The following is an 18,607-nucleotide window of genomic DNA, read 5'->3' as shown; positions in this document are numbered from 1 at the left end:
TGATTGTTCCGCGTTGCTGCTAAGTCTGTAGGCTTGATAAGCGTAGCGCATCAGGCGGCCCTGAACGGCAAAAAAAAGCCCCCTGCTGAACAGGGGGCTGGCGAGTTTATGTCAGCTTAGAACGATTTCTTAAAGCCGATAGAGGCATTGACCGGCGCTTCTACCTGCGACTTACTGCCGCCGTTGCTGAATTGCGTACCCAGCTCACCGTAGACCTGCAGGTTTCTGTCGATAGACCATGACAGGCCGGCAGCAACTTCAGTGCTGGAGTACTGCTGTGAAGATTCCAGCGTAGTGGTGGCTACCGCATTGCTAAAGTGCGTTTTGTCTTTTGAACCCAGACCCTGCCAGACGTTAACCCTGCCGTACGGCTGGAATTTGCCATGGTTGGTGTCATAGTCAGCGACCAGACGCACGCCCAGACGCGCGGTAAAGGAATCCGCGGTATCCATTTTCACTTTCGTTGGGGTCACACCATCCAGCGTGCTGTTATCAAAGTCGCTGTACTGGTAGATCAACTGAGCCTGAGGTTCCAGACTCCATGCGCTGGCACCTAAACGGAACGATTTACCCACTTCTGTCGACGCCGTTAGCGTGTTGCCTCTGACGGTATACGAGCCGTTGTTACCGGTCGCCTCCAGGCGGGATTTATGGTTACCGTACTGCAGGACGTTATCAACATACATACCGTCCCCCGAGAACCAGGTCGCATAACCGCCAACGTAAAATGCGTTGTCATCGATGTTACCGCCTTTGCCATCGCTGCCTGTCTTCGTGCCTTTCACGTTGCTGTCGATATCAAGGATGCTGGTATACATCCCGGCTTTCCAGCTTTCGTTAGCATACATATCAACGCCGACCTGAATGCCCATGGTATGGGAGCTGGTTTGCGTACCGGCCGCATCATCCAGTTTGGTTTTACCGGAGTAGCCAATCATTCTTGCCCAGGCGCGATTGTCTTCATCAATGCCCGGTTTAACCTCGTCACCCATACGTTGGTGCATGTTACCCAACAGGCTAATATCACCCTGGCGTACGACGCTGGCGAGGCCAGAATACAGCATGGTTTCTGGACGGTATTCACTTCTCAGATACCAGTTTTCACCCTGGCCTTGAGCATTACCCGCATGCAGTTGGTACTCAAACGCACCTGCAGCCATACGATCGGCGGCAAGGTGGAAGGCATCCCGCGACGTTTGCGCGGTGGTGGTTGCGCCATTGAGCGCTGTCACCACTTCGATACCATCCCCAATGGTCGGCGCGCCGAGACCAGAACCATCGACATCCAGCAGCGTGCTACCGCTGGCTTTACCGCCATCGATAATCAGACGGTCGGCAATGCCTGCGCCGCTACCATTCTGGATAGCCGCCATGTTGATAGTCCCTTTTTCGCCGGTGTAATCCCCTTTGACGGTTAAGGTTGTGCCAGTCTGCTGACCGATGAGTGAAACATCACCACCGTTGCTCAGGCCCGCTACCGTTTGGTTGTAACCTTGCGTGTTCAAGGTGGTGTCTGCAACCACATAGTGGTGTGATGCGGCACTCAGGGTGTTGGCATTACCCGCTTGCAGCATGCCGTTGGCGATCAGCGTCGCGCCGCTGTAGCTGTTTTCACCTTGCAGCTCGGTAATGCCGCTACCGGTCTGATGCAACTGGCCTTTACCACTGATATTACCGGTCAGCGCCAGGGTATCGCCACGATTGACGTTGAGTACGCCGTTATCAACGACATCACCCTGAATGCTGCCGATATTACCGCCGTTACCCAGCTGTAAAACGCCTTGTTCGATGGTGGTGCCACCGGTGTAGGTGTTATCCAGCGTCAGGGTGAGGGAGCCTTTACCGGTTTTGGTCAGTTGACCGTTACCTTCGACTTCCGTCAGCAGAGAAACGTCATGCCCGTTGGTGTCGAATGTCCCGCCTCCGGATTCCAGCGTCACCTGACGGGCAGTATCAAACGCTTCGCCATACTTCAGCGTACCGCCATTAAAGGTAATTCCCGTATCTGCCGCACCCAGGTTGGTATCGCCCGCTACCTGCAGCGTCCCGGAGGTGATGGTCGTTCCACCGCTGTAGGTGTTGTCGCCCGTGAGGATCAGGGTACCGAGATCGCCTTTATTCAGGCCGCCGGTACCGCGGATAACGCTGTCGATAGTCGCGGTGTAGTTGGCGCCGTCTACTGTGCCATCGCCAACGCGAATCAGGGTGTTGGCCGTATCGGTGGTAATGGCTTCGCCGCCCACACGATAACCATCGGTAGCGAACTGCGCGCCGCTGATAATGACGTCGCCTTTGCTGTTATCGACGGTCACGTTGCCAGCCTCACCCTGGAACACGGCAAACGCGGCATCAGTAAACGGTGCGTTCAGCGCGCCTTCCGGCGTTGATTCATCGGTTGTCCAGTTGTCGTTACCCTGGCTGGATTGCCAGATACCGTCGCCGCCGTTGATGACCCCGTTATTTTTCAGCTCGCCATTCTCACCGCCGGTGCCGTCCCAGAAGCGCAGCGTCAGTCCGGCGTGGTTGACCAGGTTGACCTGATTTTTCACCGACGTTTGCACGTACAGGCTGTCTGCCGCTTCCGGCGCGTTAGCAATATCCATCACATTGTTGGTCAATGTGCCGGTGTAGTTGATGACACGATAGACGCCCACATCAAAGCTTCCGCCCGGTGAGGTTTCAATGTTGAGCTTACCGTCGAGCGTCAGATCGCCGTTTACGTCAATCAAGTCGTTGAAGGCGCCGCCCGGGGTATAAGCCTGACCAAACTGATAATCCAGCTGTGCGTTATCACTGAGCGTCAACGAACCGGTAGTCAGTTTACCCACGCTGTTGATGGCCGCACCTGCGGTAATATGGCCGTCGTCCAGCACATCAACCGCGCCGCCAATAATACCGTTACCGCCGAGCGTTGCCCCGGATTTCACCGTCACCTGGCCGGTAGCCGCAGACTGATTACCGTTGACCAGCAGCACACCTTCATTGACGTCAGTGGTACCGGTGTACGTGTTGTCGCCGGTCAGCGTTAACGTGCCGTCACCGATTTTCACCAGGCTACCGTCGTTGCCGCTGATAATGCCGCTGATGGTGTCATCAAGATGCAGATTACCCAGCGACAGTTCTTTATTGCCCAGTTCGACATTACCCGCACCGGACAACGAGCCGATAGACGTTGCGCTGTCGACTGCGCTGATATCGACCTTACCGCCCGCCAGGTTTTTAACGACGGTATTTTCTGCCATCGCCTGATCTGCGAAGGTCATCAAACCGCTGTTGTTCACAGTGGCATTGCCGCCGCTGGAGTCTTCTTCCAGCGCCAGAGTACTGTCTTTTGACACGTTAACCGTAGCGTTGCCTGCGGTGGCGTTGTTGGTTAATACCGCTTTCGCCGTGCCCGTCAGGTTCAGCATTGCGCTCGCTGCGGTGACGTTATCTGCCAGCGTTAACAGGCTGTCGGCAATGTTCATGGTCAGGGATTTCAGGCTGGTATCTGTCCCGCTGACGTTGAGCGTCGCGCCCTTATTGACATTCACGGTGCTGCTTTCATTACTGCCAAAGGCTCCGGTTTTGCTGACGTTGACCGTCACATTGTTGGCGTTTCCGGTACCGGCAATTTCTGTGTCGCCTTTGTAGCTGTTGGCGCGGTCGAGCGACAAGGTGCTGCCCGCATCGCTAGAGCTGCTGGTGACTTTCAGTTTACCGTCGCCGGTAATCTCGCCGGTTGGCGTGAAGTGGTGCGAATTGAGATCGAACACCGCTGCGTTCTCATTCGCTCCCAGCTCAATGGTGCGATTACTGGTCAGGTCCGCGCCCAGTTGCAGCGTTGAACCGTTATTGATTGCCAGGTCAGTTCCGCTCTGCCCGAGATTGCTGTCAGAGGAGATCTGCAACGTGCCGCCATCAATGCGCGTGCCGCCGCGATACTCGTTGTCACCGCTGAGGATCAGACGGCCAAGGTCGGTTTTTACCAGCGTCAACTTGTCAGCAGTACTGGCTTCGCGGAGAACGGACTCAATGGTCGCGGTATAGTTTTGCCCCGCGCCGCCGGCGCCAACGCGCAGCAGCAGTTCACCTGTTCCCGGCGTCTGGCCTGCATGGGTCGCGTTTTCTGTGGTGGCATACGCGTTAAGCGCATCGCCTTTCACGACATAGCCATCGGCGTCAAACTGTGCCCCGGAGAAGTTAACTTCTCCCGCGGCGTTATCCACGGTAACGGTACCGTCTTTGGTGGTGAAGACGGCGAAGGACTTCTGTGCCCAAGGGGCGTTACCTTCACCGGTTGCGGTGGTCCAGTTGTTATCACCCTGGCTGCCGATCGCCATCCATTTGCCATCGCCACCGTCGATTTTGCTGTCGCCTTCAATGCCCGACGCACCGTGGCTCTGATTAACGGTTGCGCCGTCCCAGAACTGCAGGGTAACGCCGTTGGCGTTCACCAGGTTGACCTGTTTGTCGATGGAGGTCTGGACAAAAATATTGCTCTTATCCTGGCTATCCGGTATCGCGCCTAATTCCAGCGTCTGGTTATCCAGCGTGCCGCCGTAGTTATAGATACGGTACACGCCCGGTCCGAAGTTACCGCCCTGTGAAGTGGTGACATCCAGAGTCCCGTCCAGTTGCAGATCGCCTGCGACGTTAATCAGATCGTTTAGCGCGCCGCCTGGCGTATAGGCCTGACCAAGTTCGAAAGCGGAGGTCGTTTTGCTGCCAAGCTGCAAATTACCGTTAATGGATAACGTACCCGCACCGCCGTCACCGGCGCTGAGGGTCGTGGCATCGTTCATCAGTACGTTGCCGCCGATAGTGCCATTACCGCCAAGTGTGGACGTGCCGCTAACGGTGGTGGCACCGCGCGCCGCGCTTTGATCGCCATTCACCAGCAGCGTGCCGTTGGTAACGGTGGTGTCGCCTGCATAGGTGTTGTTGCCGTTCAGACGGGTAATGCCGCCACCGATTTGCTGTAGCGCACCGATACCGGAGATCACGCCGTTGAGCAGCACGGTGTTGGCGCGATTAATCGTCAATATGCCGTTGTCGATAATGTCAGACACGGCGCTGACTTCGCCTGTATTTCCACCGTCACCCAACTGCAGCGTACCGGTTTGAGCGATAGTGGTAGAACCTGTGTAGGTATTGTTGGCGGTAAAGACCGTGGTACCGCCCGCCGCACGTTCGAACTTCCCGTCACCGCTGATGATACCGCGATAAATTTGCGCCGCTGAAGCATCACCCTGGGTATCGAAGATAACCTTGCTTTCTACGCCCTGGGTGGTGACATCGTAATCGCCAATGCTTGCCGCAGTACTGGTCGGCTCGACGTGGTCGCCGGTGCTCAGGGTTGCGCCATTGTTCACGGCGATGGTTTTGCTTGCCAGCGTCAGGTTTTCTACGACGCGGACATTTGCGTTTGAGCCGCTGATGGTCAGCGAATCCCAGCCGGTGCCGATGTTGGTGCCAGTGGTCAGATTGTCGCTAGCCAACGTACCAATCTTCGCACCATTCGTATCTGTGAAGGTGAGGGCGTTGCCGCTACCTGCTTCAGTAGTGATGTGGCGTGTTTTATCCAGCGTCACATTGCCGATGTTAGCTTTATTGTTACCGCCAGTACCGGCGAAATTCACTTCGCCAGCATAGGTGCCGTTACGCCAGATAAAGGTGTCCCGGCCTTCGCCGGTATTGATTACGCCGCTGGTCACACCGCCGCTAATATCAATGGTGTCATTGCCTTTACCGGACTGAATGGCTACGGCCGTGTCGTTGGTAGCCTGCAGGGTTCCCCTGTTGGTAACGGTTTTACTGCGGTCGCCGCTGGCGTCAATCACCGGCGAGGTGGTGCTGGCAGAGATAATCTTGCCGGTGTTGGTGACCGCGCTGACGTTCTTCGCGATGATCGCCGAACCGCCTGCGCTGCTATGCACGTTGATGTCGGCATTGGTGGTGATACGACCGCTGGTATTTGCGCGGATACCGCTGCCTTCGCTGTTTAGTACCTCAATGGTATAGCCTTTGCCGATGGTCAGATCGCCCGTCACCGAACCGCCATCGCGTTGCTCAAAAGCGAATCCGGTACCTTTCCCGTTGACGTTGAGGATATTGTTCAGCCCATCTTTCATATTCAGCGCCACGCTGGTGCGGATCCCTGGGCCATCGTTGGCATTGATGGTCACGTCGTTGAGCGTGATATCGGTGTTGTTGGCATCGTTTTGAATGCCAGCACCAGTCCCTTTCGCGCTGATAGTCACACCTTTTGCAGACAGCTTACCGGCTCCCGTATCGAGACGAATACCATCGGCCGTACCATTGGTCGTGATGGCATCGCCGGTATTACCGGTAATACTCAGGCTTGCACCATTGGTCAGCAGAACCCCTGCGGTTCCATCATCAACGGCTACCTGGCCCAGTTTTTTAATCTGAGCGCTGGCGCCTGAAGCCCGTACACCGATGCCGTTGCTGACATGCAGGGCGCTGGAAGAGTTATTGGTTAAGCTCCCGCCTTTTTGCACATCAACGCCGATGCTGTCGACACTGGCCAGATCAATAATCGATTTGGTATCGAGGATCAGGTTACCCAGATTCCTCGCCACATAGGCGATAACCTTGTTGCCGCTGGTTTCAGAGGTGATATTCGCGTTCGAGGTGAGGGTAGTGCTCGTGGCATTACCTTCCGTGTCACCATTTAACTGATGCGCCTGACCATCCACAACCCCGGCAATGGTTCTTTCGCCGGTTAAATTGATGGTGGTTTTATCACTGATAGTCCCTTTCGCGCCGCCTTCGATAACCAGTGCCGCGGAGTCGGTACCCTTAACGGTAAACGTTGCTTCACCGGTATCTACGCTACTGCCAGCACCTGTGGCGAGAACGCCAACAGAATTGTTACCGCTGAGAGTCAGATTCAGGTTGGAACTGGACTGATCTTTCGGGTTAGTCGTGTTACCGGCCAGCAATGCGCCATTAGCAATACGGAAAATAGTGGTGCGATCCTGACCATTGTCATTCATCACCGCCTGACCAATATTGGCGGTAGCGCCTTTACCATACAGGTAATAACCAATTTGATCGGTACTGTTAAATGACGGGCTACTCAGGCTGTCAACGTTAGCGATGGCGTTATCACGTACGTGCACACCGATGTTACCGGCCTTATCCAGCGCAATGTTGGAGTAGACGTTGACCACAGCCTTACCGTTGTTGCCACCTTCAGCCCAGATGGCGTAGTTACGGCTACCAACGCCACCTTCACCGTCCACCACGATAGAGCCTGCAGCGCTGGTGGTGACTTCGGCATTTTTGTTATTGGCGCTGACGTGGATCCCCACATTATTGATGCCATTAACGCTAATCTTGCCGTCGTTGCGGATTTCCTGATTATTTTCCGCGCCGCTGTCGCGTACGGAAATGCCGTAGTTCTTACTGGGGCCCCCGTCAGAACCTCCATTGATCACGATATTGCCGGTATTGAGGACGTTGCCCGTGGCATTCCCGACCAGAATCCCCGCGGCGTTGCGTATGCCAGTTCCCAGCGTGATCAGACCGTTGTTAATCACCTCTTTGGCACTCTTGGTCATGATCCCGGCGCTCAGACTAGAGCCGCCAGCCATGATGATATCTTTAGACGGATCGCTTGCGTCGCGACCAAGATAAATTGAGGCATCCTGAGCGTTGGTAAAGGTGGCATTCCCGGCGACTTCTACGCCATAAGCGGTGCCTTTGGCAAAGGATGCACCGTTTTTGCGCCCATCTACGATGTTGATATCGCCGTTGTTGATGCCTTGTGAATCGTCAGACAGCTGCATCCCAATAGCCAGCGTCAGCGAAGAATCGGGTTCGTCCTTACTCCAGGGATCGGCTGCAGAAGCGGTACCGAAGTTATCGGTGGTTATGGCCTGGTTAATCGTGCCATCGTTAGTAATCTGACTGGCGCCTTGCCCCTGCATGCCAAATGCGCCATAGCTGTTGACGTTTTGATTACCGTCTTTATCGATAAACAGCCCGGAGTTGATGATCCCGTTGTTGGTTGCCGTCGCGTCTTTTGCCAGCATGCCAATCGCCAGACTCTGTCCGGTAGATGTGCGTAATGCGTTCAGTTCGCCGAGGTTGGTGATAACCCCGCCATCAAGGGCTTTCATGACGCCATTGATACTGCCGTCAACGGCAATAATCGCATCTTTGTTCAGGGTGCCGGAGGTGCCTGCACCGTTGGCGTAAATAGCATGCAGCTCACCGCGGCCAGCGGTTGCGTTATTGCTATGTGACAAGCCGTCGGTCCAGACGTCGTAATCCCAGGTGAGCACGTCTGAATATTTGCTAGAGTTGATCAAGCCATCAATCAGCTCCGCGTATTTTGCCTGCGCGGCGGCGACGGTTGTGATATCACCGTTCTTAACATCCAGCCATAGCTGCAGTTGGCTGACCTTTTGCCCTTCAGGGGTTTCCGCTGCGTCGCTGCTTTTACCCAACAGCCAGTCGTTAAAATCGGCCAGATCCTGCGTACTGGTAATGGTAAATGTGCGCTCACCCTTTTCGACGACATTGCCGTCTGCATCATAGCCGTAGGACATGAGCGAAAATTCATCGCCAAACACGGAGGTTTGCGCTGAACCAGCAAACGTTTTTTCAGGGATAACGGGAGCGGCGTTAAATTTTATATAGTTATCGGATTGCCAGTTCACCTGGCTGTCAGTGCCTTGCGCTTCCAACAACGAGGAGTCTTTGGCCAGTAACTCGATGGTATTGGCTTTGTCGCGTACATTGAGCGTGTCGTTGCCAATATCCAGGTTGGCCGTGGCCCCATTCGTCGCTAGCGCGATGCCAAATTGCTTATAGATTTCAGTGCGCGTTGCATCGTAGGTATTTAATACCGAATCGCCGATCTGTGATTCGGTAAGAAAGCTACTTAACTCTTGGGTATCAAAGACTTTAATTGATGCTGCTTCACCAGGAAACGCCGGGTCGTTAATAGAAAAATCTGTGCTCTGAGAAGGCGTCAACGACCGGTTGTATGTCAGGTATTCCGCGAGTTCTTCAGCGGTAGTAATCGTTTTTACGCTCTGGTCAGGGCTGGTGGCCTTAAGCGTGATTTTACCGTTTTGCAGCAGTTCTCTGATGGTGGTCGAATCGACAACACCACTTTGACCCGGACTGATCGTTGGGATCGCCCCGCTGATATTGAGCGCCTGACCAGCTGTGTTATCTTCATATAAGAAGCCGTAATTATGCACATCCGGATCAACTCCAGCGAAAATACCTGCCTGGTAGTCGGTGAAAATATTGTGATCACCGATATCGATAATCGGATCAGCGGAAACCTGAATTGATGCAGCGCTTAATGCACCTGCTGCCAATACTGCAACCATTTTACGCGAGCTGCTTTTTTTCTTTCCTTTGGTTAATTCAGAAACGACCACCCAGATACCGAGCGCCGCGTTCCAAATAATGCTGTAAACTTTGTTCATATATAACCCTCGTCTACATTCCTGTTATGTATGTGTTAATACGTTGAGTTGTTGGCTATGGTTGGCACGCGGATGTGCTACCCGGTAATAGATTTTGGAAATAGGGTTCCCTTCCGTGCGATGCGGAATTAAAAAAGCGAGTCGAAAGAGAACCTTTTTAAATAATAACCGTGATAATTGTCCTTAAATAAGTCAGTTACGGCTGGCTATAGTGGGAAATGGTGTACTTGAGCCGGGTGTTATTTTTGCCGAGTTTTCTGGCAATATTGCTTTTGTACGCCCCGATGGTTTTTTCACTTTTTTGTGATGCCCCGGCGATTTGTGTCAGTGACCATCCTCGGGCAAGCATCATCATTACGTTGAATTCGTTCGCTGTGATCTTGTTGTGTAATTCTTTGATATTTTGTTGTTTTGTGTTCTTTATGATACGTGTGACGGCATGGTGTAGCCGATCAAGACTGGCATCTTGATCAAGAAACAACATGTTCTTCCCGCAAACGGTTTGAAAAAGAGTAAAAGTAGCTTCATCTGCCAAAACAATAATTTTGGTGACAGGTCGTAAAGCCATGTTGCGGATAATCCTGGCATATTTTAAAAAATCTGATTTGTCAGGATTAATGATGATGCAATCCGTTTCACAAGGGAGCATTTTGACAGCAGAAAGCGTCTGGGAGGAGTAATACGAGATATCAATATATAATGATGAGCCACGTAGGATTTCTCGCATGCCTAGCCAAGGGTAAATTGAGTCACCCAAAAAAATAGCCTTTGACATAACGATCTCCTTGAAATTTTGATGCAAGCGGCCGCCTCTTTTTTTTAGGTCAAAAAAGAGTTTCTTGCGACACGTGAAATGTTAATTAAATCTCGTATAACGTTCTGTGCTGTGAACGTATCCTTATTAATTCCAGATTAAACAGATATTCTCTGTATTTATTAGAATCATTAACTATTCTTAAAGTAGATATTACACTTTGTTAAAATTTAAGATAAATCGTTTATTTCAGCTCTGTGTAAATGATTGATAGATTTCGCTTATGGATCACGTGAATAATGATTGCGTGATTTCTATAAAGACAGGATATTCCTATCCATTTGGGAGGGGGTTTATATGGAAATTCTTATATTTCAGAAGGATAACCGTTTTTCTTAATGGGATGACTGGTGACCAGGAGAATTCTTAATCAAGACCAGGACAAAGAAAAGGGGTGTCAGGGGGAAGAGAGAAATATCGCTAGATTTGCAGTTATCGACCTGAAACTCGAGTATTCAAGTTGATAATTCTTAGTATTGTTGAATTTTTAGGGAATTATCCTATTTTTAGCTTTTTGTGCTTAATTTCAAAAACTCACTTGAAGAGGTTATTTTTTCTGATTGCTATTGCTGATAACACTTAGCCCGCCAATAGTTCCTGTTCAACCTGATGAACCTGCTGTTCCAGTGTATTGCGGATTTCAGTAAGCGCCCGTTGTTGATCGGAGAAGTAGGCTTCTTTATCTGTCACGGAGGTGGCAAGCCGCCAGGCGTTCTCAGCTTCCAGTTCGGTAATCTCTTTGAGCAGCGCGTTAATTTGTTCTCTGAGCTGTTGTATTTTGCTACGTAAATGCTGCAAATCGTTCAATCGATCGCTCGCCATCATCGGTTCGAGGCCGCTTTGCAATTGAGTCAGTAGCGCCCGGACGGCGGCAAGATCGGCATTTTGGCGTGCCTGGTTAAGCTGCACCATCATCTGATGCGCTTTCTCTTTCAGATCATCGGCTACCACGTCCGGGTGGCAAAGACGGCTGGCCTGACGCCACAGGCGTTTTAACTCATTACGTTCATCAGAGGAAAGCCGCTGGTCACGGCTAAAACGATGCTGTGCATCCTGCTGCTGCTCCTGATATTCATCATATTCATGGCTGGCCTCTTCCTGTGCCTGACGGGTTGCGCTGTCGTCCTGGCGAGAGAAGTCGTTTTCCAGCTCACGAATCTCCGCCAGCAGGGCGGTAATCAGTTCCGTTTGCTGCTGAATACGTTGGCGTGTTTCCACCGATTCGCGCGAATCTGAATTCTGGTTCATCCAGTGCTGCTTGAGTCTGGCCAGTTGATCAACTGCCTGGGAAATATAGTGCTGACAGGATTGATAGTCTTTTTCCCGGCGTTTTCGCTCCGCTTCCTGTTTGCGCTGAGCGCTGGCGGCGAGCTGTTTACGCAGTTCGAGAATGCGGCTCATCAGCGGTCCAAGACGAAGGTGATACAGATCGTTGAAATCATCGAGGATTTGAATGCGCGTATTGCGCTTATCGATCAGGTCACGCAGCTGTGTTTCGAGCGCTTTGAGTTCCAGCTTACTGGCGGCAATGGCTGGATCCTGCCACGTAGAGACTGCTCGTTGAGATTGCAACCAGGCCGAGATTTCACGCAGGGCATCACTAAAGCGTCGTTCTTCGATCGCCTGCACAATGGTGACCGGTACGACTGACAAAGGCTCATTTTTAAGATGCGCCACCTGCTGGAAAATAATCTCCTCATCTTCCAGTTCAATAGCGCTTTTGACGATTTCCAGTCGTTTGATGATCTTATTCATGACAGTCGTTGCCTGGCCTGGCTAAAAAACGAGTGGCTGAAGTACAACAGGTTCACCCGTTTGAAAATGTTAGAAAAACAGTAAAGCGCATTCTGTGGCCTGCGATGCCTTTTCGTCCAGAATAATTCACTGTAATTATGAAAAACCGGAAGTCGCGCGCACCTGTCTGCATCTTTAAACCTCTGTTTCATGTTTTTTACTATCGGGTAATTATTCTTGATTCAATAAAGATAATGCGTATAGTTCTCATTCTCTTTTGTTATTAACTCCCTGTATTACTTCTGGTAAGGATCCCGACAATGAAAAAAACAACATCCGCGCTGGCATTGCTGATTGCTGCGGCGTTAAGCGGTTGTGCGGCGCATACCACGCCAGCCAGCAACGCCAGCATTACGGAAAAAAAAGCGCAACCTGCCGTCAGTGATGTGCAGCAACGCGCGCTGGCGGATGGATTATATGAAATGGCGCTTAGCCCGGCAGGGGATGCGTTGTACGTTGCCAGCGCCGAAGGATTTAAAGATGTGCAGGGCGGCGTGGTTTATAAGCTGGATCCGAAGACGCTTAAAACGCTCGGCTTGAGTCATACCGATATGAAAAATTTTGGTATGGCTATCTCGCCGGACGGTAAAACGGTGTATGTCACCAACTCACTGGATGGTGGCCTGAGCGCGCTGAATACCGCTGACGGCAAAGTGAAAAATCGCGTACTGTTCCCGGAACGTAACCCAGAAGGTTTCCCGTATGGCGCGCGCCAGGTGCTACTGCATAACGGCTTGCTCTATATTGGCGCCGTGGCGGATCCGGCGGTGATTTGGGTAGTTGACGCTAAAACCCTGAAGCTAAAAACCCGCATTAAGAATACGGGTAAATGGATGACCGGACTGCATTATTCAGAAGTGACGCAGCGAATTTATGCAGCTAACGGCGGCGGTGAAATCCTCGTCATCAACCCGCGTAATCAGCGCGTAGAAAAACGCTGGAAACCGCTGGGGGAACAACCTGCGCTGCTGCTGAATATGGCGGAGGACGCACAAACGGGTCGCCTGTTTGTTACCGACAACTCAAAAGCGAAAACCACCCTGGTGCTGGATATCCATACCGGTAAGCTGCTGAAAAAATTGGATGTGGGTGATTCGCTGGCGGTGAAATTTAACGCAAAACGCAACGAAATCTATATTACCCAGCGTGATTCAGGGAAATTGCTCAGCCTGAATGCGACCGATTACAGCGTGAAGAAAAGCTGGGATTTACCGCCTAACCCTAACAGCCTGCTGCTCTCAGTGGATGGGCAAACCCTGTTTGTCACCGTGAAACAGAAATTTAATAAAGACCACTCCACCTCTGCGCCAGATAACGTGGTGCGTATCGAACTGAATAAATAATAACAACATGTTGCCGGGGGCTCTCCGGCAACGTCGTCAGACTTTTAATGGCATGGCTATGGACAACACTAAAACATACGCACACTTAATGAGAAAAACTGTGCTGGCCGCTACTATTGGCGCGCTTTCCGGCACGGTGAATGCTGCTGAGACTCCCACAGAAGCGGAAGAGACCATTGTGGTCCAGGCTGCCGAGAGAAGTGATTTTAAACCCGGTGGCGATACGTTACTGCCTGCTTTTCTTGACGGCCAGGTTGCTAATGGCGGCAGGCTGGGGATGCTTGGTCAGCAAAATGCCATGGATGTACCATTTAACGTTATAAGCTACACCTCAAAGCTGGTCGAAGATCAGCAAGCTAAGACCGTTGCCGATGTTGTCGCCAATGACGCGAGCGTGCAGGCGGTACAAGGCTACGGTAACTATGCTGAGACATACCGTATTCGCGGTCTGAAACTTGACGGCGATGATATGACCTTTGGTGGATTATCCGGTGTGCTGCCGCGTCAGGTAGTGGATACGCAGATGATCGATCGCGTTGAAATATTTAAAGGCGCGAATGGATTACTCAATGGCGCTGCCGGTAGCGGCGTTGGCGGAATGATTAATCTTGAACCCAAGCATGCAGACGATACGCCGATCACACGCCTCGGTATGGATTACACCAGTGACTCACAGGTGGGAACGTCGCTCGATGCCGGACGCCGTTTTGGTGACAATAACCAGTTCGGTGCCCGTGTGAATCTGTTGCATCGTGAAGGGGAGGGGGCGGTTGACGACGATAAACGTCGTACCACGCAGGCATCGCTGGGACTGGATTACCGTGGCGACCGTTTCCGCAGTTCATTAGACGTTGGGTATCAGAAAAAGACGTTTCACGGTGGCAACATGGGGATCAATATTTACTATGTGCCATTTGTCCCCGATCTACCGAAAAATACGCACAACTATAGCCAGAGATGGGGTTATAGCGATATTGAGAATGAGTTCGGTATGGTGCGTACGGAATATGATCTGACCGATAACTGGACCGCTTATGCCGGTTTAGGAGCACAGCACGCGCATGAGATTGGCTTGTACAGTGCCCCGGAAATATACAACCAGGCCGGTGATGCGAAAGCCGGACGCCTTGATACCAATCGTATTATTGATGCGTTCAGCGGGATGGCAGGACTGCGCGGGAATTTTGATACGGGTTTTGTGTCGCATAAGGTTAACGTAGGTTATTCCGCCGTCACTAAAGAAGACAAAATCGCCTGGCGCATGGGGTCACGAGCCGCGCGCCCGGACGTCAATATCTACGATACACAGAGTGTACCAAAACCGGCGGTGACGGCGACGGGAGGCAACTATAGCGATCCGCTAACCAGTGGGCGTACGCGTAGTCAGGGGTGGTTGCTCAGCGATACGTTGGGTGTGCTTGATGATCAGCTTCTGTTTACCGTCGGCGCGCGCCACCAAAAGGTCGTGGTGCGTGATTACAACAAAGAAACTGGCGCTGAAAACGTTAAGAACAGTTTTGACGACAGCCGCTGGATGCCGACGTACGGTGTTGTATATAAGCCGTGGCAGGAACTCTCTCTTTACGCGAACCATACCGAATCGCTACAGCCAGGCAGCACCGCGCCAAGCAGTGCGGTGAACTACGGTCAAAGCACCGGAATCATCCATGCAAAACAGAATGAGATTGGGGTTAAAACAGACTTTGGACGTGTAGGCGGTTCACTGGCGCTGTTTGAAATCAAAATGCCGGTCGCACAGTTGGATAGCCAGACCCGCTATTACGCAATCAACGGCGAGCAGCGTAATCGTGGCGTGGAGCTGAATATTTTTGGTGAGCCGATGTTAGGACTGCGGCTGAACGCCAGTGCAACGTGGCTGGATGCGACGCTCAGTAAAAATCAAAACGGTGTCAATAACGGTAAGACGGCAATCGGCGTACCGGACTTCTATGCGGTGCTGGGTGCTGAATATGATATTAAACCTGTTGAAGGACTCACCGCGACGGCGCGGCTGAACCATTCTGGTGCTCAATATGCCAACGCGGCGAATACCAAGAAACTCGACAGTTTTACCACACTGGATTTAGGTGTGCGTTACCGTATGTCACTCAATCAAAACCAGAATCAGATGATTTTGCGTGCAGGGGTGGATAACGTCACCAACGAGAATTATTGGTCAGGTATTGATGATACCGGGACTTATCTGTTCCAGGGTGAGCCACGCACGCTGAAGGTTTCCGTCAGTTACGACTTCTGATTTTTCTCCCGAGCCTCGGTGCGCTGGGCAAGGAAGCCCGGCGCATCCAATCGATTGCGCCTTGCGACAACCAGGTTGAAATGTTAAAAGAAGCCCCTTCAATAAAAACCACACAGGGGAAGGGCGTGAAAAACGCGTCAACTGCATCTGACACCAGCGTGTCTGATGCCGCGTCGACGAACGAGCCGACGCTTCAACGAGGGTTGCAAAACCGCCATATTCAGTTAATTGCGCTGGGCGGCGCAATTGGTACCGGCCTGTTTTTGGGCATTGGCCCGGCTATTCAGATGGCGGGACCTGCGGTGTTACTGGGTTACGGCGTTGCCGGGATCATCGCTTTTTTGATTATGCGTCAACTGGGCGAAATGGTGGTAGAAGAACCCGTTTCCGGATCGTTTGCCCATTTTGCCTATAAATACTGGGGACCGTTCGCGGGCTTTCTCTCCGGCTGGAACTACTGGGTGATGTTTGTGCTGGTCGGCATGGCAGAACTGACTGCGGCCGGGATCTACATGCAGTACTGGTTGCCCGATGTCCCGACCTGGATTTGGGCCGCGGCATTCTTTGTGATCATCAACGCCGTCAATCTGGTCAACGTACGCCTGTATGGCGAAACGGAATTCTGGTTCGCGCTGATTAAAGTGCTGGCTATTATCGGCATGATTGGTTTTGGTGTGTGGATGCTGTTTTCCGGTAACGGCGGGGAACATGCAAGCATCGATAACCTGTGGCGTTACAACGGCTTTTTTGCTACCGGCTGGAACGGATTAATCCTGTCGCTGGCGGTGATTATGTTCTCCTTTGGCGGGCTGGAGCTTATCGGAATTACTGCCGCAGAAGCGCAGGATCCGCAGAAAAGTATTCCAAAGGCGGTAAACCAGGTGGTGTACCGTATTCTGCTGTTTTACATCGGTTCTCTGGTGGTGCTGTTGGCGCTGTACCCGTGGGTGGAAGTGAAATCCAACAGCAGTCCGTTCGTGATGATTTTCCATAATCTTGACAGCAACGTGGTGGCTTCTGCGCTGAACTTTATCATCCTGGTGGCTTCGCTGTCGGTGTATAACAGTGGCGTCTACTCTAACAGCCGTATGCTATTTGGTCTCTCGGTTCAGGGTAACGCGCCGAAGTTCTTAACCTGCGTTAGCCGTCGTGGCGTACCGGTGAACTCACTGATCCTTTCCGGTGCTATTACGTCGCTGGTGGTACTCATCAACTATGTACTGCCACAAAAGGCCTTTAGCTTGCTGATGGCGCTGGTGGTGGCGACGCTGCTGCTGAACTGGATTATGATCTGCCTGGCACATCTGCGATTCCGGGCGGCGATGCGTCGTAAGGGACGTGACACGCAGTTTAAAGCACTGCTATATCCGGCAGGGAACTACCTGTGTATTGCTTTCCTTGGCATGATTCTGGTGCTGATGTGTACGATGGATGAGATGCGCCTGTCAGCTATCCTGCTGCCGGTGTGGATCCTGTTCCTGTTTGTTGCCTTCAAACTGCTGCGTCGTAAGTCCCGCTAAGTTTCTACCGATCTTGTTGTTACCGATCCCATCGTCAGGATGGGATCGGATCCTCACTCAACGTTTATCGTGACCGTTCTCGCAATTTTGCTGCTGCTGACAGGATCTTTATTTTGTAATCGATTACTTTTCTATTGAATCTATTTTGTAATCGATTACTTTTTAAGGGTGGGGCAAAAAATGGTGTCAACAACCGAAAGTAGTGGAAAACAGAGCGTACAGTACCGGCTGCTGGTGCCCCGGCTGTCGCTAATGATGTTCTTACAGTTCTTTATCTGGGGAAGTTGGTCCGTTACGCTGGGGCTGGTGATGAGCCAGCACAACATGTCGCTATTGATTGGCGATGCGTTTTCAGCCGGGCCCATTGCCTCTATTCTGTCGCCGTTCGTCTTAGGAATGCTGGTGGACCGCTTCTTTGCCTCGCAAAAGGTGATGGCGGTGATGCACCTTGCTGGCGCGGCAATCCTGTGGTTTGTTCCGCAGGCATTGGTGGCACAAAACGGTGCGCTGTTGATTGGTCTGCTGTTTGGTTACACGTTGTGCTACATGCCAACGCTGGCGCTTACCAACAATATTGCTTTTCATAGTCTGTCGGATAAGGATAAAACCTTCCCGGTGGTGCGGGTTTTTGGCACCATTGGCTGGATTGTCGCGGGGATCTTTATCGGTGTAACCGGAATTTCGGACACCACCGGCATCTTTACGCTGGCAGCGATTATCTCTGTGATTCTGGCGCTCTACAGCCTGACGCTGCCCAATACGCCAGCACCGGCGAAAGGACTGCCGGTGAAAATTCGTGATCTGTTTTGTGCGGATGCTTTCGCCTTACTCAAGGTTCGTCACTTTTTTGTCTTCTCGCTCTGCGCGACGCTTATCTCTGTACCGTTGGGAACCTATTACGCATATACCGCGTCGTTTCTTGCTGATGCGGGCGTCGGCGACGTCAGTACGGCGATGTCGTTTGGTCAGATGTCTGAAATATTCTTCATGCTGGTGATCCCGTTCCTGTTCAGACGTCTGGGCGTGAAATACATGCTGTTAATCGGGATGTGCGCCTGGTTCGTGCGTTATGCCTTCTTTGCCCTCGGCATCAGCGAAGAGGGCCGATTCCTGCTGTATCTCGGCATTCTGCTGCACGGCGTGTGCTACGACTTCTTCTTCGTGGTCGGCTTTATTTACACCGATCGTATCGCCGGGGAAAAAGTAAAAGGTCAGGCGCAAAGCATGATCGTCATGTTTACCTATGGGATTGGTATGCTGCTGGGCTCGCAAATTTCAGGCGCGCTTTACAACCGGCTGGTGGCTGGGCAAACCGTGCCTCAGGCGTGGACCTCATTCTGGTGGATCCCGGCAGTAGCTGCCGCAGTGATTGCCGTGATTTTCCTTTTCTCTTTCAAGTATGACGACAAAGAGCAGGCGTAATT

7 protein-coding genes are annotated in these 18,607 nt (G+C 52.1%); 4 read left to right on the top strand and 3 right to left on the bottom strand.

Annotation, left to right across the window (positions count from 1 at the left end):
- Positions 1–116: 116 nt before the first annotated feature.
- From BZK41_RS01960 to BZK41_RS01950, 3 genes are all read right to left on the bottom strand, one after another.
- Positions 117–9,455, bottom strand: coding sequence for an autotransporter outer membrane beta-barrel domain-containing protein (locus tag BZK41_RS01960; protein WP_079936992.1), 9,339 nt, complete (start codon positions 9,453–9,455; stop codon positions 117–119).
- A gap of 196 nt (positions 9,456–9,651) precedes the next feature.
- Entirely contained in the window at positions 9,652–10,230 is a 579-nt protein-coding gene (locus BZK41_RS01955) for a LuxR C-terminal-related transcriptional regulator (protein WP_079936991.1), read from the bottom strand.
- A 618-nt stretch (positions 10,231–10,848) separates the two neighbouring features.
- Positions 10,849–12,024 carry a DnaJ family molecular chaperone gene (locus BZK41_RS01950; RefSeq protein ID WP_079936990.1) on the bottom strand — a complete coding sequence of 392 codons (1,176 nt, stop codon included), beginning with the start codon at positions 12,022–12,024 and terminating at the stop codon, positions 10,849–10,851.
- 299 nt (positions 12,025–12,323) lie between these two features.
- On the opposite strand from BZK41_RS01950, the gene BZK41_RS01945 reads away from it, so the two are divergent.
- From BZK41_RS01945 to BZK41_RS01930, 4 genes are all read left to right on the top strand, one after another.
- Entirely contained in the window at positions 12,324–13,406 is a 1,083-nt protein-coding gene (locus BZK41_RS01945; protein WP_079936989.1) for a YncE family protein, read from the top strand.
- A 58-nt stretch (positions 13,407–13,464) separates the two neighbouring features.
- Positions 13,465–15,663 carry a TonB-dependent siderophore receptor gene (locus BZK41_RS01940; protein WP_079936988.1) on the top strand — a complete coding sequence of 733 codons (2,199 nt, stop codon included), beginning with the start codon at positions 13,465–13,467 and terminating at the stop codon, positions 15,661–15,663.
- Between the two features lie 125 nt (positions 15,664–15,788).
- Positions 15,789–17,183: a phenylalanine transporter gene (pheP, locus tag BZK41_RS01935; protein WP_139762566.1), complete on the top strand. Its 1,395-nt coding sequence runs from the start codon at positions 15,789–15,791 to the stop codon at positions 17,181–17,183.
- 180 nt (positions 17,184–17,363) lie between these two features.
- The gene (locus BZK41_RS01930) at positions 17,364–18,605 is read left to right on the top strand and encodes an MFS transporter (RefSeq protein WP_079936986.1); all 1,242 of its coding nucleotides are present in this window, start codon (positions 17,364–17,366) and stop codon (positions 18,603–18,605) included.
- The last annotated feature ends 2 nt before the right edge of the window (positions 18,606–18,607 follow it).

The organism is Citrobacter sp. A316, from assembly GCF_002042945.1.
Taxonomy (GTDB): domain Bacteria; phylum Pseudomonadota; class Gammaproteobacteria; order Enterobacterales; family Enterobacteriaceae; genus Citrobacter; species Citrobacter portucalensis.
Note: the sequence above shows the minus strand (reverse complement) of the source record. Positions and strands in the feature narration are given on the sequence as shown.